Origin of the sequence: beta proteobacterium MWH-UniP1, from assembly GCA_036362785.1 — a bacterium.
Lineage (GTDB): Bacteria > Pseudomonadota > Gammaproteobacteria > Burkholderiales > Burkholderiaceae_A > Lacustribacter.
In genome coordinates this window covers 1,166,770-1,191,989 of sequence record CP143625.1, presented here as the reverse complement: position 1 = coordinate 1,191,989, position 25,220 = coordinate 1,166,770, and the positions used below count along the sequence as shown (strand labels likewise).

At 55.7% G+C, this 25,220-nt stretch carries 21 protein-coding genes and 2 tRNA genes; 18 read left to right on the top strand and 5 right to left on the bottom strand.

The genetic code is table 11. The features are described from left to right. Nucleotides 1–35: 35 nt before the first annotated feature. Nucleotides 36–1,148: an invasion associated locus B family protein gene (locus AOB54_05735; protein ID WVN41012.1), complete on the top strand. Its 1,113-nt coding sequence runs from the start codon at nt 36–38 to the stop codon at nt 1,146–1,148. Nucleotides 1,149–1,245: 97 nt separating this feature from the next. Here AOB54_05735 and AOB54_05730 read toward each other — a convergent pair whose 3' ends face one another. Beyond that, a complete protein-coding gene (locus tag AOB54_05730; protein WVN41011.1) occupies nt 1,246–2,796 on the bottom strand; it encodes a DEAD/DEAH box helicase in 1,551 nt (516 codons plus the stop codon). Between the two features lie 264 nt (nt 2,797–3,060). Here AOB54_05730 and AOB54_05725 point away from each other — a divergent pair, with 264 nt between their 5' ends. Continuing rightward, nucleotides 3,061–3,564 (top strand): phage holin family protein, encoded by a 504-nt coding sequence (locus AOB54_05725; protein ID WVN41010.1) that lies wholly within the window; start codon nt 3,061–3,063, stop codon nt 3,562–3,564. Between the two features lie 191 nt (nt 3,565–3,755). Continuing rightward, on the top strand, nt 3,756–4,301 hold the full coding sequence (locus AOB54_05720; protein WVN41009.1) for a phasin family protein: 546 nt from the start codon (nt 3,756–3,758) through the stop codon (nt 4,299–4,301). 92 nt (nt 4,302–4,393) lie between these two features. On the opposite strand, the gene AOB54_05715 is transcribed toward AOB54_05720, so the two are convergent. The 3 genes from AOB54_05715 to AOB54_05705 form a co-directional block, all read right to left on the bottom strand. Next, nucleotides 4,394–5,245, bottom strand: a complete 852-nt coding sequence (locus AOB54_05715; protein ID WVN41008.1) for an alpha/beta hydrolase — start codon at nt 5,243–5,245, stop codon at nt 4,394–4,396. Further along, nucleotides 5,245–7,818 carry a GNAT family N-acetyltransferase gene (locus AOB54_05710; GenBank protein ID WVN41007.1) on the bottom strand — a complete coding sequence of 858 codons (2,574 nt, stop codon included), beginning with the start codon at nt 7,816–7,818 and terminating at the stop codon, nt 5,245–5,247. Before AOB54_05710 ends, AOB54_05715 begins: the two co-directional genes overlap by 1 nt. Nucleotides 7,819–7,937: 119 nt before the next feature. Next, nucleotides 7,938–9,032: an ABC transporter ATP-binding protein gene (locus AOB54_05705; protein ID WVN41006.1), complete on the bottom strand. Its 1,095-nt coding sequence runs from the start codon at nt 9,030–9,032 to the stop codon at nt 7,938–7,940. A 51-nt stretch (nt 9,033–9,083) separates the two neighbouring features. Between AOB54_05705 and AOB54_05700 the strand changes: the two genes are divergently transcribed. Further along, a complete protein-coding gene (locus AOB54_05700) occupies nt 9,084–10,694 on the top strand; it encodes an iron ABC transporter permease (GenBank protein WVN41005.1) in 1,611 nt (536 codons plus the stop codon). Here the strand turns inward: AOB54_05700 and ppk1 are convergent. Continuing rightward, nucleotides 10,674–12,737 carry a polyphosphate kinase 1 gene (gene ppk1 / locus AOB54_05695; protein WVN41004.1) on the bottom strand — a complete coding sequence of 688 codons (2,064 nt, stop codon included), beginning with the start codon at nt 12,735–12,737 and terminating at the stop codon, nt 10,674–10,676. The genes AOB54_05700 and ppk1 overlap by 21 nt on opposite strands. 107 nt (nt 12,738–12,844) lie before the next feature. Here ppk1 and ppx point away from each other — a divergent pair, with 107 nt between their 5' ends. The 14 genes from ppx to AOB54_05625 all read left to right on the top strand — a co-directional run bounded on the left by ppx (nt 12,845) and on the right by AOB54_05625 (nt 25,149). Beyond that, entirely contained in the window at nt 12,845–14,386 is a 1,542-nt protein-coding gene (ppx, locus tag AOB54_05690; protein WVN41003.1) for an exopolyphosphatase, read from the top strand. After that, nucleotides 14,377–14,453: transfer RNA gene (locus AOB54_05685), tRNA-Val, on the top strand. The genes ppx and AOB54_05685 overlap by 10 nt, the downstream gene beginning before the upstream one ends. A 23-nt stretch (nt 14,454–14,476) precedes the next feature. After that, on the top strand, nt 14,477–16,384 hold the full coding sequence (gene thrS, locus AOB54_05680; protein WVN41002.1) for a threonine--tRNA ligase: 1,908 nt from the start codon (nt 14,477–14,479) through the stop codon (nt 16,382–16,384). A 25-nt stretch (nt 16,385–16,409) separates the two neighbouring features. Then, a complete protein-coding gene (infC, locus tag AOB54_05675; protein ID WVN42777.1) occupies nt 16,410–16,946 on the top strand; it encodes a translation initiation factor IF-3 in 537 nt (178 codons plus the stop codon). 156 nt (nt 16,947–17,102) lie between these two features. After that, entirely contained in the window at nt 17,103–17,300 is a 198-nt protein-coding gene (gene rpmI / locus AOB54_05670) for a 50S ribosomal protein L35 (GenBank protein ID WVN41001.1), read from the top strand. 13 nt (nt 17,301–17,313) lie between these two features. Continuing rightward, the gene (gene rplT, locus AOB54_05665) at nt 17,314–17,673 is read left to right on the top strand and encodes a 50S ribosomal protein L20 (protein ID WVN41000.1); all 360 of its coding nucleotides are present in this window, start codon (nt 17,314–17,316) and stop codon (nt 17,671–17,673) included. Between the two features lie 30 nt (nt 17,674–17,703). Then, a complete protein-coding gene (pheS, locus tag AOB54_05660; protein WVN40999.1) occupies nt 17,704–18,720 on the top strand; it encodes a phenylalanine--tRNA ligase subunit alpha in 1,017 nt (338 codons plus the stop codon). A 12-nt stretch (nt 18,721–18,732) separates the two neighbouring features. Next, the gene (pheT, locus tag AOB54_05655; protein WVN40998.1) at nt 18,733–21,159 is read left to right on the top strand and encodes a phenylalanine--tRNA ligase subunit beta; all 2,427 of its coding nucleotides are present in this window, start codon (nt 18,733–18,735) and stop codon (nt 21,157–21,159) included. 88 nt (nt 21,160–21,247) lie between these two features. Next, a complete protein-coding gene (locus tag AOB54_05650) occupies nt 21,248–21,607 on the top strand; it encodes an integration host factor subunit alpha (GenBank protein WVN42776.1) in 360 nt (119 codons plus the stop codon). 32 nt (nt 21,608–21,639) lie between these two features. Then, complete coding sequence (locus tag AOB54_05645) at nt 21,640–22,101, top strand: MerR family transcriptional regulator (GenBank protein ID WVN40997.1); 462 nt, start codon at nt 21,640–21,642, stop codon at nt 22,099–22,101. A 14-nt stretch (nt 22,102–22,115) separates the two neighbouring features. After that, nucleotides 22,116–22,192, top strand: a tRNA-Pro gene (locus AOB54_05640). A 76-nt stretch (nt 22,193–22,268) separates the two neighbouring features. Further along, nucleotides 22,269–22,418 (top strand): hypothetical protein, encoded by a 150-nt coding sequence (locus AOB54_05635; GenBank protein ID WVN40996.1) that lies wholly within the window; start codon nt 22,269–22,271, stop codon nt 22,416–22,418. A gap of 77 nt (nt 22,419–22,495) precedes the next feature. After that, a complete protein-coding gene (locus AOB54_05630; GenBank protein ID WVN40995.1) occupies nt 22,496–24,394 on the top strand; it encodes a sensor histidine kinase in 1,899 nt (632 codons plus the stop codon). A gap of 53 nt (nt 24,395–24,447) precedes the next feature. Then, a complete protein-coding gene (locus AOB54_05625; GenBank protein ID WVN40994.1) occupies nt 24,448–25,149 on the top strand; it encodes a response regulator transcription factor in 702 nt (233 codons plus the stop codon). Nucleotides 25,150–25,220 lie beyond the last annotated feature (71 nt).

Sequence of the window (25,220 nt, the reverse complement as noted above, 5' to 3'; positions counted from 1 at the left end):
TCGGGCAACACGGATCTAGCTTTGAACAACGCAGGATGAGTTCTTTCCGTGTTGCCTTGGTGGCGGCTGTATTGGCTGCGGGGCTCTCTAGTGCTTATGCGCAATCGTCTGCCCCCGCCGATAAAGCGGCCCTTGAAGCAGACGCTCTGCGTTTGGCCACTGCTTGGAATAAGGCCAGAAATGCGGCTCAGGCCGAGTCTCTGTTGCAGGTGATTCATCCCGCTGATCGTGATAATGGCCGTGCTTTTGTCGATGCCATGCCGCGTGCTTCGACAGCGGGAAACGCCACCATCCGGGTCAAAGACATCAAAAGCATTAATGGTCAACGCCAACTCATCACCGTTGAGCGCTCCTGGGGTGGTGCTCGCCCAGGGAAGTCGAATTGGCGGCTGGAGGCTTCGGATCACCAGGGCAAGCTCTATCTGCGTATTCCGGGTGGTGATCTGTCGCTTCCAAAAGGGATTAAGCCTGTGGTGTCGGCAATTGGCGCATCACAAGCGGCTGCTCCTCTTGTGGCCAATGCACCCACAAAGCCCGACACATCTACAAAGCCCGACACACCTGCAAACGTGGGTACACCCACAAATCCCGTGGCTTCAAAGGTAACGTCTGACTTGAAGTTGGCCGAACCAGCCTTGCCTTATAACGACGGCAAGGTCTATGAGTCTGATGTGGATGTCAAACCAATTGTTGGGCCACTTCCAAAGATTCCTTACCGTGTGAGTATTTCGGGCACGCTGGGGGCAGTGCGGTTTGGGGAGTGGCTGCGTATTTGCGAAGAAACGCCCAGCGGCGCTGGCTGTTATCTCGAAGCGCTTTTGTATGACCAAGAAAACAAGAGCCGGTTTTTATTGATGCGTGCGCGGGCCCACGATTCTGGAAAGATTGCTGCGCAGTTCTTTACGCCCACCGAAATCGCACTTCGGCCTGGCCTGACGATTGCGGCTGGGAATAACTCTAAAGAGCGGATTGCCTTTGAAATCTGCCGCCGAGAACACTGCGAAGTGAATTATGTTTTAGACCAGCGGGATTTCAGCCGGTCGGAAGAGGGCCTGCGTCTTCACGTGGGCTATGAAGCTGAGAAAAACAAGCCAACCCAGTTTGCCGTGCCCTTTGTGGACTTCTTTCGGGCCATTGAAACGCCTTGATCGAAAAGTACTTTTTGTTTTTGCCTGAAGCCGCACAGAGAAAGAAAAAGGGCCTAATATTTCTGGGCCCTATTTCTTGTTTTTCGATGCTAGATAATTAACGCGACGTTGATCGATGTTCCGATGGTCGGCGTGAGCGGGCTGCCGCGGGTTTGCCGGTCGGCTTGCCAGAGGCCGATTTCACCGGTGGCCGATCACCAAACGATCGTGCGGGCTTATCAGCAAATGAGCGAGCAGGTTGGTCACCAAATGCACGTGCGGGCTTGTCACCAAACGATCGCGCGGGTTTGTCACCAGCTGCACGCGCAGGCTTATCACCGAAAGCACGTGCGGGTTTATCGCCAAACGGGCGGCTGGGCTTTTTGCCAAAGGGCTTCTTTGCGCCTGGCTTTGCACCGCCGCCGGGCCGCGCACCAAAGGGTCGGCCGCGTGGCTCTTCTTTGCGCACGAAACCAGCGGGCAGGGCGTTTAACACGAAACGCGTATTGTTTTGCAGGTGTTCGGGCAGATCTTTCTGTGGCTCAAGCGCCGTGTTGGTCAGCCGCTCAATGTCGCGCAGCAGATTACGCTCTGCCTTGTCGCACAGCGAAATAGCAATGCCGCTGCGGCCAGCACGGCCAGTTCGGCCAATGCGGTGCACATACGCTTCTGGCATGGTGGGCATATCAAAGTTCACCACATGCGAGACATCATCCACATCTAAACCACGGGCGGCCACATCGGTTGCCACCAGAATTCGCTTGGCACCCGTCTTAAACTGGGCCAGGGCTTTGTTGCGCTGGCCCTGGGTCTTGTCCCCATGAATGCCAATGCATTTCAAACCGGCATCATTAAGCATGCGCTCGACCTTGTCGGTGCCACGCTTGGTGCGGGTAAACACAATGGCACGGTCAACATCACGCGCAGCCAGAATATCCACCAGCAGATCGCTTTTATCGGACTGGGGCACCATGATCACTTCCTGCTGAATCTTTTCAGCGGGTTTCGACACCGCAGCAACTGCGATTTCTTTTGGTGTGCGCATGAACTCTTGGGCCAGAGCACGAATGGGCTTGGGCATGGTGGCAGACAGCAGCAACACCTGGCGCTCTTGGGCGACCTTGCGCATGATCTCTTCAATAGCGGGCATAAAGCCCAGATCTAACATCTGGTCGGCCTCGTCTAAAACAACAACCGTTGTCTTATCCAAGCGGGCCTTGCCCGAGCGCATGTGATCGAGCAGTCGGCCCGGCGTGGCCACGACAATATCTAGTCCAGTGGAAAGGGCTTTGATCTGCGGCACGGGGCTTGCGCCACCAACCACCAGTGCAACGGATGGGCGCATGAACTTGCCATAGGTGCGAATGCTTTCGCAGATCTGATTAGCCAGCTCGCGTGTGGGCGCCAAAATTAAAGTAGTGAAGTTGCGGGCACCGGGGCCGGACCATTTCTGGGCATCCAGCCGTTTTTGTGCCAGCACGTGAAGAATTGGCAGCACAAAAGACGCGGTTTTACCCGTGCCGGTCTGTGCGATACCAATCACATCGTGGCCCTGAATCATTTCAGGAATCACTTCGGCCTGAATGGGGGTGGGGTGGGTATAGCCTTCGGCTTCAACGGCGCGAAGAAGGGGTTCGGCCAGGCCGAGATCTTGAAACGTTTTTTTCAATTGAGTCTTTCGAGTACCAGCGCAATACTCACCGTATTGATGCCGGTTAAGTTTTATAAGTAAGCGGGGGAGCCGAAAGCCCGGCAGCACACACGATTGGTGCTGGAACGGAAGAGAAGGCGCAAAAAACCGCAGCGGTTGCGGTCGGCCAGGTAAAACAGAAGCCTGAAAAAAAGGTTTCAGAGCAGGGTGAGGCTAAACGCAAGACCCCAAGTGTACGCGATTTATGTGCACCGCAACCAAAATTTCAACAATAATTCCCAAATGCTCACACTAAAACGATTTCTACTCTTTTGGATCAGCACCACCTTGGCGCTGTGGATTGTTGATGGGATCTTTGATTCCCTGCACTTTAATCAGCCACAAACGCTGATTCTGAGTGGTTTGATTCTTGCGCTCGTCAATCTCACCATTAAGCCCATCTTGCTGCTGGTCACGCTGCCACTCACCGTGCTGTCCTTTGGGCTGGCCCTGCCACTCGTCAATGGGCTGGTGCTGCTGGGCGTGGCGGCCCTGGTGCCAGGCTTTGAGATTTCTGGCTTTTGGATGGGGGTAGTCTGTGCCCTGGCCATTTCCGTGGTGAGTCTGCTGATTAATGTGGCCACCGGCGCATCCAATGTGCGGGGCCAGGTGCACCTGGGCCGGTCAGCGGGTGGGTTTTCGGCTGGCTCTGGCCGTGGGCCGGGGTTCCAGGAACCGGAAGACCCCAACACGATCGATGTTCAGGCCACTGAAAAACCCAATAAAAACAAAGACTTGCCCAGATAAGTCTGGGCCTGATCAGGCCCCATATTTCGCATTATAAAAATATGCGGCAACGCACCAAATATTTCAATTAAAAGCTTGCACAGGCTTCCAAGCTTGGGTTTAATTTGCTTTGTGCGCTGCATCAAAGGTGGAACAAGTAGGGTGATCGCAGGGCGAAACGTAAAAACAACCAACCAATTCGGAGATTAAGAATGAAAAACCTAAACGAGCAGTTTGCTGAAGTTGCAAAGAACAACGTAGACACCGCTGTTGAGCTGTCCGACACCGCCATGAACGGCGTTGAGAAGCTGGTGGCCCTGCAACTGCAAGCCACCAAAAACGCAATGGCTCAGAGCGCTGATTCCATGAAGGCTTTGGCCAGCGCAAAAGACGTGCAAGACATGATCAAGCTGCAGGCTTCTTTCGCCATGCCCTCGATTGAGAGCGCTGTTTCTTACGCAAACGCCGTGTACGGCATCGCTTCGGAAACTGCTAATGCATTTGCAAAGATGGCCGAAAGCCAGATCTACGCCAGCAACGAAAAGATCACCACTGCAGTGGAAGAATTCTCGAAGTCGGCTCCTGCTGGTTCCGAGAGCGGTGTTGCTCTGGTGAAGTCGGCTCTGACTGCTGCTAACGCTGCTTACGAAACCGCCAGCAAAGCTGCTAAACAAGCTGTTGCTGCTGTTGAGCAAAACGTGCAGTCCGCCACCAAGGCCAGCATCAAGGCTGCTTCTACCGCCCTGAAAGCTGCCTAAGTCTCGGTAGCAAAACGCTTCACAAAAAAGGACTCAGCAATGAGTCCTTTTTTTATGGGTGGTGTTGGTGTCAGGCACCGTGCCTGACACCGCTAATGCCGGGCCACGAATTTTAAAATCGCCTCACACACATCTTTGCTGTAGCGCACGGGGTGGCCGCACTCGGCGCAGTCGTGAATCTGTGTCAGGGGGTGGAGCTCGAAAATGCGCTTCACCACGCTGTCGTTGATGATGTCGGACTTCATGCCGCGAAGAAGCATCAAAGGGGCGGTGACTGATGCAAAGACCTGGCTAAAGTCCACGCCGGATAATCTGTTTTCGTGTGGCAAATCCAAATGGGATGGGTGACGCACGGCCCGCAGTAGCTGGGGGTCGACATTCAGTCGCTGGGCCAAGTCTGGGCTCATGGCGTCGGTCAGTCCGCTGAGCACCGATAAATCTGCAGAAATATCGCCCGATTTTGCGGAGCTTAATCCCGCCATCAATGAAAACACACCGCCCCAGGGCAGGAATGGACCGACATCGTTAAGAATGACACTGCCAAGGTGGCGGGGCTTGTGGCTGGCCAAGAACATGGCCAACAGCCCACCCATGCTGGTGCCCACCAGGTGAATGCGGGATGTTCGCTGCGAGCTTGAGGCAATTGCGCCGGTGGCATGCGAATAAAAAAGCGACAAGTCGCTTAGGTAAACACTCATGCGGTAGTCGTGGGTGGCATTGAGTTTTTGCGAATCACCACGGCCACACCAGTCCAGCGTCATGATCCGTGCATGCGGGGCCATGTGCGAGACAAACTCATCAAAACTCTTGCGTGTTTCTAATAGGCCAGGCAGGCAGAGAAACAGATCATTGGCGCTTTCATTGCCAATGTCTTCACCGACCAGCAGGCGATGCCGGTCGGGCTCAAAGACCATTAAATCAAATCGTTTTCGGCGAAGGCTCATCAATCCAATCGTTTCACGACACGACGCATGGCATAGTCGTCGGGATCGGGCTCGATTGTAAAACCAAGGGCGGTCATTAACCCAAGCATATTGGCGTTTTTACCCAAGACAATGCCTTCGAGCTCTCTGAGCTGCTGATCACGAGCAACTTCAAACAACGAGGTCATGAGTTTGGCGCCAATACCTTGGCCCTGATAGCTGTCTTGCACCACCAAGGCAAACTCTGCGCTGTAGCCATTGGGCAGCAACATGTAGCGGGCCACACCAATAATGTCTTCATGGTCGGCATGCTCCACCACGGCCGCCAGGGCCATATCGCGGTGATAGTCAATCTGCGTCAGGCGGGCCAGCTGCTTTGGCGTGATCTCTTTTAGGTTCGCCAGAAAGCGCATAAACCGCGACTCTTCCGACAGGTTGGAAATCAGGCGTTGCAGATTGCTGCCATCGCTCCAGCGAATGGGCCGAATTTCATAGGTATTGCCATCGGACATGGGGTACTGGGCCGTGAGATAGGCCGGGTACGGCATGATCGACAGGTGGCCGTAGCGCGGCTTGCTCACGCCTTTGGCCTTTTCAATCACCATGCGGGCATCCACCACGACCGCACCCTGATCAGAAATCATGATGGGGTTGATGTCGATTTCAGTCACCGCTGGCATTTCGCAGATCAGATCAGAGACTTGCAGCAGAATTTTTTCCAACTGCTGAATCACTCCGGACTGTGTTCCGTCCGGTGTTTCTTCCAGAAGTTTTTGGCCCAACTGGGTTCTTTCGATTAAGCGCTGCGCAATCAGTGCGTTAAAGGGCGGCAGCTCCAGGGCGCGATCTCTGACCCAGCGCACGCGCTCACCACCGGCACCAAAAGAAATGATGGGGCCAAAGAGCGGGTCGGTGGTCATGCCGATATACGCTTCCGTGGTGCGGTGGCGATCCACAAAACGCTGCACGGCCACGCCTTCAATGCGGGCCTTGGGAGCGAGTTCATGCACCCGGTCTGTGAGCTCTGCAAATGCCTCGCGCACCTCGTGGGCGTTTTTCAGATTGAGCCGTACACCACCCACTTCGGCTTTGTGGGCAATATCGGGGGAGTTGATTTTGAGCACCACTGGAAAACCAATCTGATGGGCAATCAGTGCGGCCTCGTTGGCATTGCGGGCAACAACAGTGGTGGATACCGGCACACCAAAGGCCGACAGCAAAGACTTCGACTCCATCTCGGTCAGCGAGCGACGCCGATCAGCCAGGGCACCTTCGATGATCATGCGGGCACCATCGAGATCGGGTTCTACATCGGCCGATAGTGCGGGCGGCACTTGTTGCAGTAGCTCTTGGTTGTCACGAAATGACGTTAACGAGTGAAACGCATCGACTGCAGCTTCCGGTGTTCTGAACGAAGGCACCCCCTGGGTCGAGAGCCAATTTCTTGCCTCGCGGGTGCTGTGGTCGCCAAGCCAGCAGCCCATGACCAACTTGTCGATACTGCCGGCCGCTTCCGCAACGGCCTTGGTGATCTGTTGGGTGTCGGCACCGATGTGCGGGGAGTGCATCACCAAAATGGCGTCGACATTTTTTGCTTCGCTTAACTCTTTGATTTTCTGCCGATACAGCTCGTCGTGTGCGTCGGTGCGAATAATGATGGGGTTGTGTTCCTCGAGTTCAGCAAGCTTGATGTTCGAGACACGGGCCAAATCCTGCACCAAGAGCGCGGGTCCGCGGCCATTACTAATCACGGCCAACTGTTTGCCAGTGGCCTGACGTTTGGACGTCAGCATGCGGACTGCGGCAAAGAGTTGAATAAAGTAATGCACACGCACTGCGCCTGATCGGCGAATGGCAGCATCAAAGACCTCGTCGCTGCCGACCAGGGCGCGGGTGTGGGTGAGTGGATCGGTGGGGGAATGCGTTGTTGCACCGGCTTTTAACAAGATGACCGGCTTGATGCTGGCTGCAGCCCGCAGGGCACTTAAAAATGCACGCGGGTTAGAGACACACTCTAAGTACAACACAATCGCATGGGTCTCGTGGTCGGCGGCAAGAAAATCTAGGGCCCGGGCCATGTCGACATCGGCCTCGTTGCCCAGGGTGATGATGGAAGAAAACCCAATGCTGTACTCACGGGCCCAATCCAAAATGGCCGATGCCAATGCACCAGATTGCGACAGCAGGGCCACTCGGCCTGGGACTGCCGTAGTGGCGCAGACGCTCGCGTTTAAATTTCGGCTTGGCCGCTGAATACCAAAAGAGGCTGGGCCAACGAGCGCCACGCGTAGCCGCAGTGCTTCTTCTCGCAGCTGTGTCTGCAGTTCCTGCGACACATTGGCGGTGAACACGATTGCGGCCTTGGCGCGTTTTGTTGCTGCTTCGCGCAGGCTTTGCAGCAGCTGTTCGGGCTTGGTGGCGATCAGTGCCAAGTCGATTCGGGTGTCACCGATGTCGGGCCAATAAATGGTCTCGGCCTTGGCGTTGGCCAGTTGGGTGGACAGGGCGACCCGGACGGGATCAGCCGTGGTGTCGTCAAACCAGACGCCGATGGTGCCTGGGTCGAGCAGGGGGGATAAAGGTTGGTTATCCATAGTCTCGCTTAAATGATGCGGCGCACAATGAATCTTACCCCTATTCAGAAGTTAATTGAACCCCCGGTCAACAAATAACCCGTAATTGTTGCCAAGCGGCCATCGCCAGGCCTTGGGGCCTAGAAGTGGGCGACAGGCTCTGACTCGGCGAAAGTCACCACGTGGTCGGCTTCCAGACGAATGCCAATTGGTTCATCAATGGCGTGGTCGTGATGGCTGGGCACCAAGGACAGGATCTTTTCCCCGTTAGCGAGCTCAAGGGTATAGAGAAAATCGGCGCCACGAAAGGCCTTTCTCACGACTTTGGCCTTGAGCGGGGAACTGTCGTCATGCACCACATCATCAGGCCGCAGCAACACACGGACATCGCCAATATGCTCACAGTCGTTGCAGCAGCATTCTTTTAAGGCCAGCTCACCTAGTGGGGTTTTGACATGGTGGCCAAACTGCGAGCCGCTGATAAAGGCGCCTTCCCCCACAAAGCGGGCAACGGCAGCCGAATTGGGCTCGTGGTACAGGATGTACGGGTCGCCCCACTGCACCAATTCCCCATCCATCAAAACGCCCACTTCGTCGGCAACAGCAAAGGCCTCGTGCTGATCGTGGGTCACCAGGATTGCCGTGGTGCCGGTCTCTTCCAAAATATCGCGAACCTCGCGGGCAAGCCGCTCACGAAGCGAGATGTCCAGGTTGGAAAAGGGCTCATCCAGCAAGACCAGGCCAGGCCGTGGGGCCAGTGCCCGGGCCAGGGCAACCCGCTGCTGCTGGCCACCCGAGAGTTCATGGGGGTAGCGGTCGGCAAATTCACGAAGCCCCACCAGCTGCAGCATCTCTTTGGCCTGGGCGGGTAACTGGTCATTGGCAAGCCTGCGGCCTTTGGTCAGTCCAAAGGCAATGTTTTGGGCAACGGTGAGGTGGGGAAAGAGTGCGTAATCCTGAAAGACCACGCCCACACTTCGCTTGTCGGGCGATTGTGAATAGCCTGGCGACGCAATCAGCTCGCCGTTGAGCCAAATCTCGCCCGAACTCACCCCAACAAAGCCCGCCACAGCCCGCAGGATGCTGGTCTTGCCACAGCCCGAAGGGCCTAGCAGGCAGCCGATTTTTCCTTTTTCCAGGGAAAAGCTCACGTTGTGGACTGCCTCGACCTGGCCCCCCTTGGCCTTGGGGTCGTCGTAACGAATCGAAATGTCTTTTAATTCAAGGGCTTTCATACCAAATGATTATAATTCTCATTTAGACCAATTCAAGCCCACTGCCTTTTTATGTCGCCTGCCCCAAGGCTCTTAACCCTGTCGACCTTTGTTCTGGTGCTGGCGATTCTGCTGCCCCTGGCTGCGGTGACGGTGTTTGGTCTGCAGGCCTTGGCGAACACCGCCACGCTTGCTGCCATGGCCGAATCGGTCTTGGCAGGCTATGTCGGCAACACCTTACTGCTGTCTTTGATTGCAGGCCTGGTGGCCCTGGGGCTGGGCCTGCCCAGTGCATGGATGGTGGCAGCCTATCGGTTTCGTGGGCAGCGGGTGTTGGAGTGGTCACTGGTGATTCCCATGGCCATGCCGGCCTATGTGCTGGCCTATGCCTATACCGATGCGCTCGATCCTTCGGGCTGGCTGTACCGGGATATTCAAAGTGGGCTGCTGTTGCTGGGCCTTCAACTTCCGCGTATCGATGTCCGGTCAGTCTGGGGTGCTGGATTGGTTCTGGGGGTGGCCCTGAGCCCCTATGTGGCACTGCTTGCAAAAAACGCATTTGAAGAGCGGCAGGGCGCTGCCTTTGATGCAGCACGTGCCATGGGTCTGTCGGCATCCCAGGTGTTTTTTAGATTGGCCTTGCCCATGGCGCGGCCCGCCTGGATTGCTGGCCTGGCCTTGGTCGTGATGGAGTGTTTTGCCGACTACGGCACGGTGGCTTTTTTCTCGGTGCCGACCTTATCAACGGGTCTGTTCAAAGCCTGGTTTAGCTATGGGGACCGATCATCGGCAGCGTTGTTGGCCTTACTCATGATGGCGACGGTCGCCGTCTTATTGTGGGTGGAATACCGCGCCCGTGGCCGGGCGGCCTGGGCCACCACGCGGATCGGATCACGCGCAAAGCCGGTGATGGTGGGCGGAAAAAAAGCCATCGGTATGGCGATCTTTTGTGCCATTCCTGGGCTGATTGGTTTTGTGTTTCCTGTGTTGCTGCTGTTGTACGCCGCGCTTACGGCACAGACCGTGCCGCAGTGGCAGCAGCTGGCTAGCCAAGCGATGTCAACGGTGGTGTTGGGCGTCAGCGCGGTGGTGGTGATTCTGCCCGCGGCGTGGGTGTGTGGGTATGCCTTGCGCAGCAATGATGTGTGGTCGACCAAGGCCGTCCGAGTGGCGGCAGCGGGCTATGCCATGCCGGGCCTGGTGGTGGCCGTGGGCCTATTGGCCTGGTCAGGGCTATTTACCGAATTGGCAGACCGCTGGTTTGGCTGGCGCGTTGCGCTGGTGGGAACAGGCTTATTGCTCATTGGTGCCTATCTCACGCGATTTTTCGCTGTGGGCCTGGGGGCCATTGAAAGCGGGCTTGGCCGCATCACACGCAATTTAGAGTGGTCCGCCACAAGCCTTGGGCTAACGCGCTGGCAGGTGTTCACACGTGTGCATTTTCCGCTCATGCGCGGTGCCACAGGTGTGGCCGCCTTGTTGGTGTTTGTAGATGTGATGAAAGAGTTGCCCGCAACCTTGGTGCTTCGGCCATTTAATGTCGAGACACTGGCTGTGGCCGCACATCATTTGGCGGCCGACGAACTCTTATCAGAGGCCGCCTGGCCGGCCATCATGATTGCGATTGTGGGCCTATTGCCGCTTGTGGTCTTAGGGCCGATGTTACGGGGCAAGCCCCAATAAGACCTCTTGTGATGCACGGCGCTTTTCCCCGGTCACACGCTTAATCGTGTAAGTACCATCGGGCTTCATGGTCCAGGCCAGTGCGTTGTCACGAAGATGCACCATCAAGCCCTCGCGGATCACACGCTGTTTGAGTTTTTTATCCAAAATTGGAAACGCCAACTCCACACGGCGGAAAAAGTTTCGGTCCATCCAGTCGGCAGAAGAACAATAGACATCGTCTTTGCCATCGTTTCTGAAATAAAAGATTCGGCTGTGTTCCAAAAAGCGGCCCACGGTGGAGCGCACCGTGATGTTGTCCGATAGCCCGGGTACTTTGGGCCGCAGCACACACACACCACGCACGATCAGATCGATCTTCACGCCGGCTTGGCTTGCTTTGTAAAGCGCATCAATCACTTCCCGCTCAACCAGCGAGTTCATTTTGGCGATGATGCGTGCCGGCCGGCCAGCTTTGGCGTGCGCCGCTTCTTTTTGTATTGCCTGTATCGATCGCTCGTGCAGCGTAAAGGGCGACTGCCAGAGCATGCGCAGTGATTTCGCATGGCCCAGGCCGGTGAGCTGCTGAAAGACTTCGTGCACGTCTTTGCAAATGTCGGTGTGGGATGTGAACAATCCAAAATCGGTGTAAAGCTTTGCGGTGCGCGGGTGGTAGTTACCAGTGCCCAGATGCACATACCGGGTCATGCCACCGCTTTCACGGCGCACTACCAGACACATCTTGGCGTGGGTTTTATTGCCCACCACACCAAAGACCACGTGGGCACCAGCATCTTCTAGCCGCGATGCCCAGTTGATATTGGTTTCTTCATCGAATCGCGCCATCAGTTCCACCACCACCGTGACTTCTTTGCCGGCACGTGTGGCGGTAAGCAAAGACTCCATTAATTCCGATGTCTGTCCCGTGCGGTAGATGGTCTGTTTAATGGCCACCACTTGTGGGTCTTGCGCCGCGGCCCGAATAAAGTCAGAGACTGAAGCAAACGACTCATACGGGTGGTGCACGAGTACGTCTTGCTTGCGAATGACTTCAAAGAAATTTTTGCCTTCAAAGGCTGCGGGATAACGGGGCGTAAAGCCTGGAAACTTCAGATTCGGCTGGTCCACCAAGTCGGGCAGCTGCATCAGCCGCACCAGATTCACTGGCCCATGCACTCGGTAGCAGTCCGATTCGTTAAGGCCAAACTCATCGCGAAGCAGCTGTAACATGGGTGTGGAAATCCCCTCAGACACTTCGAGCCGCACGGCATCGCCAAATTGGCGTTGAGAGAGTTCGCCCTGCAGTGCTTCGCGCAGATCGGTCACTTCTTCATCGTCAACATACAGATCGCTATTTCGGGTGACACGAAATTGGTACACACCTTTTACCGTCATGCCGGGGAAGAGCTCTTCCACAAACCCCTGCATGAACGACGACAGCATGATGAAACCATAGGGGTAGCCCGATATTTTTTTCGGCATGGCCACCAGCCGGGGCAGGGCGCGCGGTGCTTGCACCACGGCCACACCGCTTTCACGGCCGTAGGAATCCTGGCCATCAAGCTCGACAATGAAATTCAAGCTCTTATTGAGTACGCGCGGAAAGGGGTGGGTGGGCGATAAGCCAATTGGCGTGAGCACCGGCAGAACTTCTTGTGTGAAGTATTTGTGGGCCCGCTGGCGCTGCGCGTCATCAAGATCAGCCGCGAAATGAAAATGAATGCCGTACTGTTCCAGCAGCGGCAGAATTTGGTTGTTCAAAATTCGATACTGCCGCTCGACCAAGGCATGGGCGCGCTCGCAGACCGCACGATAGGTGGTGGCCGCCGAGTAACCGTCGTCGTGGATCTGATCGGGGTTGCTGCGCATCTGGGCCTTTAGGCCGGCAACCCGAATCTCAAAGAGTTCGTCGAGATTGCTCGACACAATGCAGATGTACTTCAGCTTTTCAAGCGCCGGCACGCTGGGGTCTTCTGACATGGCCAGCACCCGTTCGTTAAAGGCCAGCAGGCTGAGCTCGCGGTTTAAAAATCGCTCGTGGGTCACAGGAATGGGGAATGTCATGGGGTTTTAGTGTGTCGGCCAACTATGACGGTTCCGTGACAGTCAGAAAATGCTGACCAACCCCTACAGCGCCACAAAAACTGAGCGACAATAAGCGGGTTATGCCGATGTCGAATCCTTTAAAGCTTGTGGCTGCAGTGGACCTGGGGTCCAACAGTTTTCATTTGTTGATTGGCCGGGTGGTGGAATCTTCCTTGGGCCATCAGATTTACCCCCTGGATAGCTTGAAAGAGGTGGTCCGCCTGGCGGCCGGTCTTGGGCCAGACAAACGCCTGGATGCGGCCTCGCAGACCCGGGCCATTTTGGTCTTGCAGCGTTTTGGTGAGCGGCTGCGCTCTTTTTCCCCCGACCGTGTTCGGGCCGTGGCGACCAACACGCTGCGCGTGGCCAAAAATGGCCAAGACTTTCTTCGTACTGCGGAAGCTGCCCTTGGCTTTCCCATTGAAGTCATTGCCGGCCAGGAAGAGGCCCGACTGATCTACACGGGGGTCTCCCATAGCCTGCCGCGGGATGGGCGGCGCCGATTGGTGATTGATATTGGTGGCGGCTCCACCGAATTCATTATCGGCACCAATTACGAACCGAAGTTAATGGAAAGCGTTTATGTGGGCTGTGTTCGGTTTAGCCGCGAATTTTTCCCGGGGGGTGAGATTACCCGTGGCGCGATGAAGGCCGCCGTGTTGGCTGCCCGCGAAGAGGTGCAGGTGATTCGCGAATCGTTTCTGGCCCAAGGCTGGGAAGAGGCGGTGGGCTCAAGCGGCACGGCCAAGGCCATCTTAGAGGCCATTGTGAATAACAGCTATGGTGGCTCGACGATTACAGCCGCAGGCCTGGAAAAGTTACGCAATCAATTAATTCGTGCCGGCCGCGCCGAGGACTCGGGCTTAATTGGGTTAAAGCAGGACCGTGTGCCGGTATTTGCCGGCGGGGTGGCCATTATGTCGGCCATCTTTGATGAGTTAGATATCAAAGAAATGAAATACGGCGAGGGCGCGCTTCGTCTTGGCGTGCTCTATGACTTGGTGGGCCGGACCCAGTCCGAAGACATGCGGCGCATTAGTGTGGAGCAGGTGATGCGCCGCTATGGCGTGGATGTGGCCCAGGCCAAACGCATTGGCGATCTTGCTTTGGATCTATGGAACGACCTGGCCCTTGGTGCTGATGAAGAGCGCGCCGAGGTGCAGCAGCAGCTGATCTGGGCAGCCTGCCTGCACGAGATTGGCCACTCGATTTCGCACAACAGTTTTCATAAACACTCGGCTTATATCCTGGCCTATGCCGATATGCCTGGCTTTTCACGCCAAGAGCAGCAGGCACTGGCTGCCTTGGTGCTTGGCCTGCAGGGCAAGTTAAGCAAGGTCTCTGAGCATTTTGAGCGGCCCGTCCAGTGGGCCGCGCTCTTGTGTTTTCGTTTGGCAGCGCTCATGTATCGGCGCCGGCAGGACGTGGTATTGCCGGCCATACACCTGGCCGCTTCCGGCAAGGGCTACAAGCTTGGCATCAGCGCCCAATGGCTTGCCGACCATCCCCTGACCGAATATGCCCTGCAGCAAGAGGTCAATGAATGGTCGAAACTTGGAATTGATCTATACTTAAGGGCTGTTCAAGACGACGCAGCCGTGCTTCGTCAGTCTTCGGCAGGCGCGTAGCTCAGCTGGTTAGAGCACCACCTTGACATGGTGGGGGTCGTTGGTTCGAGTCCAATCGCGCCTACCAACCAAATTCTCTTCCGAGTCAACATGGTCAATGTCACGTTACCCGACGGTGCGGTGAAATCGTTTCCACAGCCGGTCAAAGTTGCTGAAGTTGCCGCCAGCATCGGTGCTGGTCTTGCCAAGGCAGCCATCGCAGGCAAGGTCAACGGAGACTTGGTCGACACCAGTTTCACCATCACCCAAGACGCCAAGCTGGCGATTGTGACCGACAAAGACCCCGAGGGCCTGGAAATCATTCGGCACTCCACGGCCCACCTGTTGGCGTATGCTGCGCAGCAATTGTTCCCCGGCCTACAGGTCACGATTGGCCCGGTGATTGATAACGGCTTTTACTACGACTTCTCTTACTCACGGCCACTCACGCCCGAAGACCTCGAAGCGATTGAGGCGCGCATGCGCGAATTGGCCGCCAAAGATGAGCCGGTGGTGCGTGAGGTCTGGAAGCGTGACGACGCCATCAAGCTCTTTTTAGAGATGGGCGAAAAGTACAAGGCCGAGATCATCTCCTCGATTCCGCAAGACCAAGAAATCTCGCTTTACCGCGAGGGTGGCTTTGTCGATTTGTGCCGTGGCCCCCATGTGCCATCCACCGGCAAGCTCAAGGTCTTCAAGCTCATGAAAGTGGCCGGCGCCTATTGGCGTGGGGATCACCGCAACGAAATGCTGCAGCGGGTCTATGGCACCGCTTTTGCGAAAAAAGATGAGTTAGACGCGTATCTGCATCAGTTGGAAGAAGCCGAAAAGCGGGACCACCGCAAACTGGGCAAGGCACTCGATCTTTTTCACATGCAAGACAACGCGCCTGGCATGGTGTTTTGGCACCCCAAGGGCTGGTCGATTTGGCAGCAAGTCGAGCAATACTTGCGCCGAGTCTATGTCGAGTCCGGCTACCAAGAGGTGAAGTGCCCCATGATTCTGGACCGCTCCCTTTGGGAGGCTTCGGGACACTGGGAGCACTACAAAGACAACATGTTCACCACGGCCTCGGAAAACCGGGACTACGCCGTGAAACCCATGAACTGCCCGGGCCATGTCCAGGTTTTTAACTCGGGGCTGCGTAGCTATCGTGATCTGCCACTGCGCTATGGCGAGTTTGGCTCTTGCCACCGCAATGAATCTTCCGGCAGCCTGCATGGCCTGCTGCGGGTTCGCGGTTTTACCCAAGACGACGGCCACATTTTCTGTACTGAAGACCAGGTTCAGTCGGAAGTGGATGCCTTTACCCGCAAGCTCTTGGCGGTTTACAAAGATTTCGGCTTTGACAATGTGATTTATCGGCTCTCGACTCGCCCTGCCAACCGGGTGGGCTCGGATGAAAGCTGGGACAAGGCCGAGCAGGCCCTGGCCAGGGCCTTGGATAACGTGGGCGTGCAGTGGGAAGAGCTCAAAGGTGAGGGCGCCTTTTATGGCCCCAAGATTGAATATTCCCTGAAAGACTCCCTGGGCCGGATCTGGCAGTGCGGCACCATCCAGGTCGATTTCAACATGCCTGTGCGGCTGGGGGCGGAATATGTCGATGCCGACAACACCCGCAAGGCCCCGGTCATGCTGCACCGGGCGATTGTGGGCTCGCTAGAGCGTTTTATCGGCATTTTGATTGAAAACCATGCCGGCGCCATGCCCGTCTGGCTGGCGCCAGTCCAGGCGGTGGTGGCCTCGATCACCGACGCACAGGCCGATTACGCCGAAAGTGTCGCGAAAAGCCTGCAAAATCAGGGCTTCCGGGTTGAATCAGATTTGCGAAGCGAGAAAATCTCCCTTAAAATCAGAGAGTTAAGCCTGCAAAAGGTGCCTTACATCCTGGTCGTTGGCGATAAGGAAAAGGCATCGGGGCAGGTAACAGTGCGGGCCAGGGGTGGTGTTGACCTGGGCGCAATGGCAACGGACGCCTTTGGCGGTCGACTCGAACAAGAGGTTCGATCACGCCAGTAAGGGCGTCCGAATTTTTTAAGGTTTTATAAAGGAAAAGAATATCGCTACAGATCGTTCGCATCGCATTAATGGGGAAATCACCGCGCCTGAAATTCGTTTGGTTGGCGTGGATAACGAAGCCCTGGGAATTGTTCGCGTTAGTCAGGCCATTGAAATGGCCGAGCAAGCCGAAGTAGATCTGGTGGAGATTGCTCCCCAGGCCGACCCACCAGTCTGCAAGCTGATGGATTACGGCAAGTTCAAGTACCAGGAACAAAAGCGTGCCCATGATGCGCGGTTAAAGCAGAAAGTGATTCAGGTAAAGGAAGTGAAATTCCGGCCTGGCACTGATGAAAATGATTACCAGGTTAAGTTGCGTAACTTGACCCGTTTTCTGGAAGAGGGCGACAAAGTCAAAGTGACGCTGCGCTTTCGGGGCCGTGAAATGGCCCACCAGGAATATGGTGTGCGGCAGTTAGAGCGGATCAAGGCCGATGTGGAAGAAATGGCCCAGGTCGAACAGATGCCCAAGCTCGAGGGTCGGCAGATGGTGATGGTTATCTCGCCGAAGAAAAAGAAGTAAGAGTGCTGCAGCCGTAACAAGCGGCGCACCAAAGTTTGAAGTTGTTGTATTAAGTCGTACCCAGCAGTTGAAGTTGTTAGAAAAAGCTTCGCCGGGTAGTCAAAGTGTTGGTCACCAAGGCCAACCACCTGAGCAAGTGTTTAAATCGGAGCAATCATGCCCAAAATGAAGACCAAGAAGGCTGCTGCAAAGCGCTTTCAGGCCCGCGGTAGTGGGTCGATCAAACGCGCTCATGCAACCAAGCGCCACATCCTGACCAAGCGCACGACCAAGAACAAGCGTCAGCTGCGCGGCACACTCACGGTACATGCCTCGGACGTTCAACACGTTCGCGACATGATGCCTTACGCATAAGGGGGACTGAAATATGCCTCGCGTAAAACGTGGAGTAACCGCAAGAGCCCGTCACAAGAAGATTTTGGCCCTGGCCAAAGGCTTCCGTGGTCGCCGCAACAACGTATTCCGTGTGGCCAAGCAGGCAGTGATGCGTGCTGGCCAGTATGCCTATCGTGACCGTCGTAATCGCAAGCGCGTCTTCCGTGCCTTGTGGATCACGCGTATCAATGCAGCATGCCGTTCACACGACATCAATTACAGCCGGTTCATTGCAGGCCTGAAAAAAGCCAACATCGATCTTGACCGCAAGGTCTTGGCCGACTTGGCCGTGATGGACAAGCTTGCATTTGCCGCAATCGTTGCCACTGTCAAATCGGCACTCGGTCAGTAAGACCGGGTCCCGCACCTAGCGGAGTAGTTCATGACAGATTTGGTTCGGCTCGTTCGCGAAGCCGAAGAAGCGTTTGCCCAGGCGGCTGATTCAGCCGCCCTGGAAAACGCCAAGGCGCGATTCCTTGGGAAAAATGGTCAACTGACCGAGAGCCTCAAAGCACTCGGTCAGGCTGATCCTGACACCAAAAAAACCCTTGGCGCGCAGATCAATGCCGCCAAAAATCAAATAGAAGGCCTGCTGCAACAGCGCCGTCAGGCCATTGCCGATGCCGAGCTTGCCCAGCGTCTTGCGGCGGAATCCATTGATGTATCGCTTCCTGGCCGTGGTCGTGGCGTGGGGGCCATTCACCCCGTGATTCGCTCCTGGCGCCGTGTAGAAGAAATCTTCCGATCCATTGGTTTTGATGTGGCCGATGGCCCTGAGATTGAAACCGACTGGATGAACTTCACGTCGCTGAACAATCCCGAAAACCATCCTGCGCGTTCTATGCAGGACACGTTCTATCTCCAGAAGCAAGACGAGCACGGTCTGCCGCTGCTCTTGCGCACCCACACCAGCCCCATGCAGGTGCGCTACGCCAAAACGCACAAGCCGCCGATTAAGGTGATTGCGCCTGGCCGCACGTACCGTGTGGACAGTGACGCCACCCATTCGCCCATGTTCCATCAGGTTGAGGGTCTGTGGATTGCGCAAGACGTATCGTTTTCTGACCTGAAGGGCGTGTACACGAATTTCTTACAGCAGTTTTTTGAAACCGAAGATCTGCAGGTGCGGTTTCGCCCATCGTTTTTTCCGTTCACCGAGCCTTCTGCCGAAATTGATATGAAGTTTGAGTCGGGGCCGCTCAAGGGCCGTTGGCTTGAAATCTCGGGTTCGGGTCAGGTCCACCCAAAGGTGATTCAAAACTTTGGGCTTGATCCTGAAAAATATATTGGTTTTGCCTTTGGTAGCGGCTTAGAGCGCATGACCATGCTGCGCTATGGCATTGGTGATCTTCGACTTTTCTATGAAAACGATCTTCGTTTTCTAAAGCAGTTTGTATAGGCGCTTGATTCCATGAGAGTCCCCGAGAATTGGCTTCGCAGTATGGTGAATCCGCCCATGGCCACACAGGCCCTGGCTGACACGCTCACCATGGCAGGCCTGGAAGTTGAAGAAGTGGAAGCCTTGGCGCCAGAGTTTTCTGGTGTGGTCGTGGCCCGAGTGTTGTCCACCGAAAAACACCCTGATGCCGATCGGCTGCGTGTCTGCCGTGTGGATACTGGCGCAGGCGGTGAGCCTTTGCAGATTGTCTGTGGTGCGCCCAATGTGGTGCCCAATATGGTGGTGGCCTGCGCCACCGAAGGGGCCGTGCTTCCTGGTGGCTTTAAGATCAAGCGGGCCAAGATGCGCGGTGTGGAATCGCAGGGAATGCTGTGTTCTGCCAAAGAGTTGGGTATTGCCGAAGATGCCGAGGGCCTGATGGCCTTGCCGGAGTCACTTGGCAGCCAGCTTGGAAAAAATGTGCGTGAAGCCTTATCGCTTGATGCACAGGTGCTCACCCTCAAACTCACACCAAACCGTGCCGATTGTTTATCCATTGCGGGCGTGGCCCGAGAGGTGGCTGCGCTGACTGGTGTGGCCATGTGCGCCACCACGTGGCCAAAAATTGCTTCTTCCATTTCAGATCGGCTGGCGGTAAAGATTCAGGCCCCTGATCTGTGTGGCCGATTCAGTGGCCGAGTGATGAAGGGTGTGAATGCCAAAGCGCCCACACCCGATTGGATGCGTGAGCGTTTGGAGCAGGCCGGTCAGCGCTCAATCTCGGCGCTAGTAGATATTTCAAACTACGTCATGCTGGAGTTGGGCCGCCCAAGCCACATCTTTGATTTGGATAAGGTCTCAGGCGATCTCACCGTGCGTTGGGCCAATGCAGGCGAATCTCTGCTGTTGTTAAACGGTCAGACCGTGTCGCTTGATTCATCGGTGGGGGTGATTGCCGATGCCTATGGGCCAGAGGCTATGGCCGGCATCATGGGTGGTGAGCGCACATCGGTCTCGCTTGACACGCAAAACATTTATATCGAAGCGGCCTTCTGGTGGCCTGATGCGATCCGTGGCCGTGCGCGCAAGTACAACTTCACCACCGAAGCGGGGCACCGCTTTGAGCGTGGTGTGGATTGGGCCACCACCACCGATCATGTGGATTACATCACCCATTTAATTCAAACGATTTGTGGTGGTCAGGCGGGCCCACTCGATGATCAACAGGGTAATGTCCCAGCACGCCCACCGGTGCAGATGCGTCTTGCCCGCTGCAACAAGATTCTTGGCCTTCAGATCGTAGCAGCGGAGTGTCTGGCAATTTTCCAGCGTCTTGGGTTTAACGTTGAAATGTCAGGCGCCGCGGGCAGTGAAGTCTTTACGGTGGTGCCGCCTAGCTTTCGTTTTGATATCGAGATTGAGGAGGACCTGATCGAAGAAGTGGCCCGGGTCTATGGCTTTGAGCGCATCACCGCTCGGCCACCGGTGGCACCCATTGTCATGTCGGCCCCGGCAGAGGCCAGCCGTTCGGCCATGCAACTGCGTGACCGTCTGGTCGATCAAGATTATTTCGAGGCCATTACCTACAGCTTCATTTCTGAAAAGGCAGCCGCCGATTTCAGTCGTGAAGCGCCCCTGGCACTGTTAAACCCAATGGCCTCGCACCAGTCGGTGATGCGCACCAGCCTGCTGCCTGGCCTGTTGGATAGTCTGGCCACCAATGTGGCCCGCAAGCAATCGCGTGTTCGCCTGTTTGAAATTGGCCGAAGCTTTCACGATGCGCCGTCGATTGGGGCAGGGGACTGGACCGTAAAAGGGATTGATCAGCCACTCAAGCTTGCGGGTCTGGCCTTTGGCCCTGCCGCGGATGATCAGTGGGGCCAGCCGTCGCGCCTGGTGGATTTCTTTGATGTCAAAGCCGATTTGGAAGCGTTGGTCGCACCGTTGAGGCTGTCGACCCAGGTGTCTGACACCGCGCATATCGCACTTCACCCGGGGCGCAGTGCCCAGGTCCTGCTTGGTCAGGATGTGATCGGTGTGCTGGGTGAGCTGCATCCCCGGCTGGTCCAAGAGATGGAATTGCCAAGTGCCCCGGTGGTCTTTGAGCTCTTATTGGCCCCCATTTTGGCCCTTGATCTGCCACGCGTATCCGAGGTCTCCAAGTTCCCGCCGGTGACCCGTGATCTTGCGGTTGTGGTGGACACCGCCACCCCCGCTGGGGCCATCATGATGCGCCTGCAAAAGCTAAAAAACCAATTAAAACAAGGGTCTTGGCTAACAAATATCAAGTGTTTTGACGAATATCGGGGTAAGGGTTTGTCTGAAAAGGAAAAAAGCCTGGCTTTCAGGTTTATACTCCAGAGCTCTGATGCCACCCTGCAAGACCCCGAGGTCGATGCGCTGATGGCTGAAATTCTGAAGGTTCTTCAATCTGACTTTGCTGCTCGCCTGAGAAGTTAACGCCAAGATCGTGCAAACCAATCCAAAGTCACTCGACGCATCTCTGGCCTATGCCACCAACCCCAGCGTTGAGCCGGTGATCAATCTGCTGGACTTCGCCGGGCTCGAATCGGTCGATGACACGCTGACCAAGGCCGAGTTGGCCGATCTTCTTTTCGAGGTCGTTGGGCTCAATAAACGCGAGGCGAAGGAGGTCGTGGATATCTTTTTTGAAGAAATTCGCGAGACCTTGGTCGCCGGCCGCAGTGTGAAGCTCTCGGGCTTTGGCAACTTTCAGCTGCGTGACAAACCACAGCGGCCTGGCCGCAACCCAAAAACTGGGGAAGAGATCCCAATTGCGGCGCGTCGGGTGGTGACTTTTCATGCCAGTCAGAAGCTAAAGTCGTATGTTCAGGATCCAGCCAAAAAGCCGCTGGATGCGTATGTGGATGATATTGCGGGCACCTAAGCCGGCCCAGCGCCCCGCACCTATCTGACCGAGTGACGAGCACCGTGGAATCGCGTACCGCCCAAGTCGTTTTGCCGCCCATTCCGGCAAAGCGCTATTTCACGATTGGCGAAGTCAGCGACCTGTGCGCCGTCAAACCCCACGTGTTGCGCTACTGGGAACAAGAATTCACGCAGCTGCGGCCCATGAAACGCCGTGGCAACCGCCGCTACTACCAACACCACGAGGTCTTGCTCATTCGTAAGATTCGTGAATTGCTCTATGACCAGGGCTTCACCATCAATGGCGCGCGTAACCAACTGATGGAGGCCAAGTTCAGCGCGGCAATGGCGCCAGCATCCTCTTCCTCGGCGGCGGCATCGGCGGGTTCTGCGGGTTCTGCGGAATCAAGCCCGTCCGCGTTGCCCCGTGTTGACGGCACTTCGCAGGGCACGCTTCGGTCTGCGCTCCAGGAAGTGCTCGCCGTACTAAAGGGTGGGTCGCCTCGGCTATAATCTAGGGCTTCGGTCGGGGCGTAGCGCAGCCTGGTAGCGCACTTGCATGGGGTGCAAGGGGTCGGATGTTCGAATCATCTCGCCCCGACCAATATCAAATTAAAAAAACAAGGGTTTGGCAGACATGTCTTGCTAAACCCTTTTTTTAACGCGGGGGGCACCAACAAATGTTAGAAGTGTTTGTAATCCTCTTGGTGGCCGCTGGCATGGTCTATCTGTATTTCGTGGGCAAACGAAAAGAAGAGCAGGTCCGCCGTGAGCGCGAAGCCATTGAAGCCCAGCTTCGCGAAGACGATTCCTGGAAAGACTTGAAGTAAGCGCCATGATTCGGTGGCCAGGGACATGCATCGGGCATCTCAAGCGCCTCTTTAACGCCATCTTTTTAGTTGTTGTCATGAGTGCGGCGCCATTTGCGCAGGCCGATGGCCCCCTGCGTGCAGGTGAGACCACGCACACACTCGGGCCTGCCGAGCTCTCGGTGCTACGTGACCCAAGTCGATCTCTCACGATAGAGACCATCGCATCGGCAGCCTATGCGCCCAAATTTCAGCCCGCCATTAATGGCTTGAATTTTGGCTATACCAACGACGCACTATGGGTTCGTGTCGCGCTCTCACGAGAGCGGTTTGCTTATGCAGACTGGCTCATTCGATACAACACGTCTTACATTGATGATTTTCGGTTTTATCTTCCAACCGCGGATGGGTTTCGGGAGATGCAGGCGGGCGATAAATTTCCATATCTGATCCGCAACTACCCGCATCGCACCCCGGTCTTTCCCGTGTCGCTTAAAGATGAGCAGCACAATGTTTTTTATATTCGGTTACAAGGTGATTCGACCCTAACCGGTTCGCTCTTGCTCTACACACCAGAGGCGTTTTTGCAAGGCATTCAAAAAGAAAATTTGTTGATCGGTGCGCTGTTAGCGATGGCGTTGATCACCACGCTGGTGAACTTGAACAGTTTTTTCTGGAGCCGTAATCGGCAGTTTCTTGGCCTATCGGCGCTGGGGGTCTTGCTGATTTCGGGGTCGATGGCACAGCTTGGTCTGTGGAGCCAGATCGTCTTTCAAAACACACCTTGGGTTGGCGATAACTTGGTGCCCTGGACAGTTGGTGTCTTTGTGGCTTCTGTGCTTTGGGTATTTCGCGGGCCACTTGCTATCAATCAGCACTACCCAATTATTGATCGGCTGTTGCGCGGCATTGCGGCAGTGGCATTGCTGGCACCATTGACCCGCTATTTTGGTGTTTACGCCACTGTGGGCGGGCCATTCATCATGATGTCGTTGATTACGGGCGTGTCGATCATTGGTTGGATCGCGTTTCGTAATTTCCGTGTTGGTATGGAAGGCGCGAATTATTTTCTTGTGGGGTTTTTAATCTTCTCCGTGAGCTACTTTATTGCGCCCATGATTGCGTTGGGGTGGATTGCGCCAATTCCGTTTTACGAATATGTCTGGATCGCCGGAACGGTTGGGTTTTTGTTTCTTGCCTATCAAGGCGCCATTTCAGAAGTACGTCGTGCCATTGTGGAGCGCCGCCGCTCTGAAACCCTGGCCCAGAGCGCGATGCAACTGGCCAACCAGGAGCAGGCGTTGCGTAAAGAGCAGACGTTGTTTTTCGCCGGCGTGGCCCATGATTTGCGCACACCGCTTGCGGCCATCAGCATGGGGCTGACCAACTTAATCAAAGATATCGGGGCTGTGAACCCGCAGTCCCAAGAGCGTATTGATCGCCTGCGTATGACCAGCAAACGCATGGCCGACATGATTGAGCGCCACCTGCAATTGCAGCGCTTAACGCATGCCGATTTCCAGCTGAATCGCCAGCCCGTCAATCCACGTGAGATTGCCTTGGGGGCCCTGGCAGTTGTGGAAGATGCCTGGCCTCTGCGGCGCTTTGAAAACAGATTCGATCCAGCTATTCCAAGCTTGGTCTCACTCGATGGTGAGTTGATCGAACTGGCTTTGGTGAATCTGCTGACCAACGCGGCGAAGTATTCGCCTGAACAATCCCCAGTTCAGTTGTTGGTGCAGATGACGGATGAGCAGCTTTGCTTTTCGGTCATTGATTACGGTTCCGGAGTTCCCGATAACGAGGTCGACCGGCTATTTAAAATCTACTGGCGTTCCCCCTCTGGTGGGGCGGAGCAGGCCGGGAAAGAGGGGTTTGGCATCGGGCTGGCCACGGTTCGCCGAATTGCAGAGTTGCACCAGGGAAGAGCAAGCTATCACCGGACGGTGCATGAAGGCCGCAGCCTAAGTGAGTTTCGATTGGAGATCCCGCTGTAAGGCTTTGTAGGTGTTTGCAGGCATTTTTTGCCGGGTGGAGAATTCGTTTTTATATGAGACATTCGATCTTGATCGTCGAAGACGATCCGGTTTTCCGTGGCGAGCTAGAGGAATATCTGCAGACATGTGGTTATCTGGTGAAATCAGTGGCCACCATGAAGGAAGCGGACGCGGCACTCTCGCAGCAATTCGATATTCTGTTTCTCGACATCAATCTGCCGGATGGCAGCGGGCTTGAGTTCTGTAAGCGTGTTCGGCCATATCTTGCTGCTGGCATTGTGGTTTGCACTGGCCGAAGTGAACGAGAGCTACGCATACAGGGTTTAAACGAAGGTGCTGACGCCTATCTGGTCAAGCCAGTGGAACCCGATGAAATACAGGCCACAATAACTAGTCTGCTGCGCCGACTTTCAATGCCGGTATCGTCGCCCATGGTGAGTTCGTCGCTGATGGTGGTCTGGGCATTGGATACGGCCCGACAAGTCTTATCGGTGAGTGGCCAGCCGGACTTGCATGTGAGTCGCCGCGAGGCGATGCTATTGGCAGAACTCTTTCGAAGTCCCCAGCAGCTGGCCACCCGCGAGGCGATTTTCAAAGTCTTTGAGCTTGCCGGTTCGCCCATGACTGGACCAAGCCTGGAAGTCATGGTGAGTCGGCTCAGAAAAAAGGTCTTGGACCGCACCGGTCAAGCCTTTCCGCTGATCTCCAACTATGGCGAGGGCTATGTCTTTGGTGGCCATAGTCGTCTGCTTTAGCGTTTCATTACTTCAGTGAGCGCTATGTGGAATTCATTAGGCGCGCTGCTAATTCTGGTTTAATTCACGCT

Excerpts from the sequence above, each read along its gene's own strand:
- AOB54_05735 (WVN41012.1), top strand. The coding sequence starts at position 36 with ATGAGTTCTTTCCGTGTTGCCTTGGTGGCGGCTGTATTGGCTGCGGGG.
- AOB54_05725 (WVN41010.1), top strand. The coding sequence starts at position 3,061 with ATGCTCACACTAAAACGATTTCTACTCTTTTGGATCAGCACCACCTTG.
- AOB54_05720 (WVN41009.1), top strand. The coding sequence starts at position 3,756 with ATGAAAAACCTAAACGAGCAGTTTGCTGAAGTTGCAAAGAACAACGTA.
- AOB54_05715 (WVN41008.1), bottom strand. The coding sequence starts at position 5,245 with ATGAGCCTTCGCCGAAAACGATTTGATTTAATGGTCTTTGAGCCCGAC.
- AOB54_05710 (WVN41007.1), bottom strand. The coding sequence starts at position 7,818 with ATGGATAACCAACCTTTATCCCCCCTGCTCGACCCAGGCACCATCGGC.
- AOB54_05705 (WVN41006.1), bottom strand. The coding sequence starts at position 9,032 with ATGAAAGCCCTTGAATTAAAAGACATTTCGATTCGTTACGACGACCCC.
- AOB54_05700 (WVN41005.1), top strand. The coding sequence starts at position 9,084 with ATGTCGCCTGCCCCAAGGCTCTTAACCCTGTCGACCTTTGTTCTGGTG.
- ppk1 (WVN41004.1), bottom strand. The coding sequence starts at position 12,737 with ATGACATTCCCCATTCCTGTGACCCACGAGCGATTTTTAAACCGCGAG.
- ppx (WVN41003.1), top strand. The coding sequence starts at position 12,845 with ATGTCGAATCCTTTAAAGCTTGTGGCTGCAGTGGACCTGGGGTCCAAC.
- thrS (WVN41002.1), top strand. The coding sequence starts at position 14,477 with ATGGTCAATGTCACGTTACCCGACGGTGCGGTGAAATCGTTTCCACAG.
- rpmI (WVN41001.1), top strand. The coding sequence starts at position 17,103 with ATGCCCAAAATGAAGACCAAGAAGGCTGCTGCAAAGCGCTTTCAGGCC.
- rplT (WVN41000.1), top strand. The coding sequence starts at position 17,314 with ATGCCTCGCGTAAAACGTGGAGTAACCGCAAGAGCCCGTCACAAGAAG.
- pheS (WVN40999.1), top strand. The coding sequence starts at position 17,704 with ATGACAGATTTGGTTCGGCTCGTTCGCGAAGCCGAAGAAGCGTTTGCC.
- pheT (WVN40998.1), top strand. The coding sequence starts at position 18,733 with ATGAGAGTCCCCGAGAATTGGCTTCGCAGTATGGTGAATCCGCCCATG.
- AOB54_05635 (WVN40996.1), top strand. The coding sequence starts at position 22,269 with ATGTTAGAAGTGTTTGTAATCCTCTTGGTGGCCGCTGGCATGGTCTAT.
- AOB54_05630 (WVN40995.1), top strand. The coding sequence starts at position 22,496 with ATGAGTGCGGCGCCATTTGCGCAGGCCGATGGCCCCCTGCGTGCAGGT.
- AOB54_05625 (WVN40994.1), top strand. The coding sequence starts at position 24,448 with ATGAGACATTCGATCTTGATCGTCGAAGACGATCCGGTTTTCCGTGGC.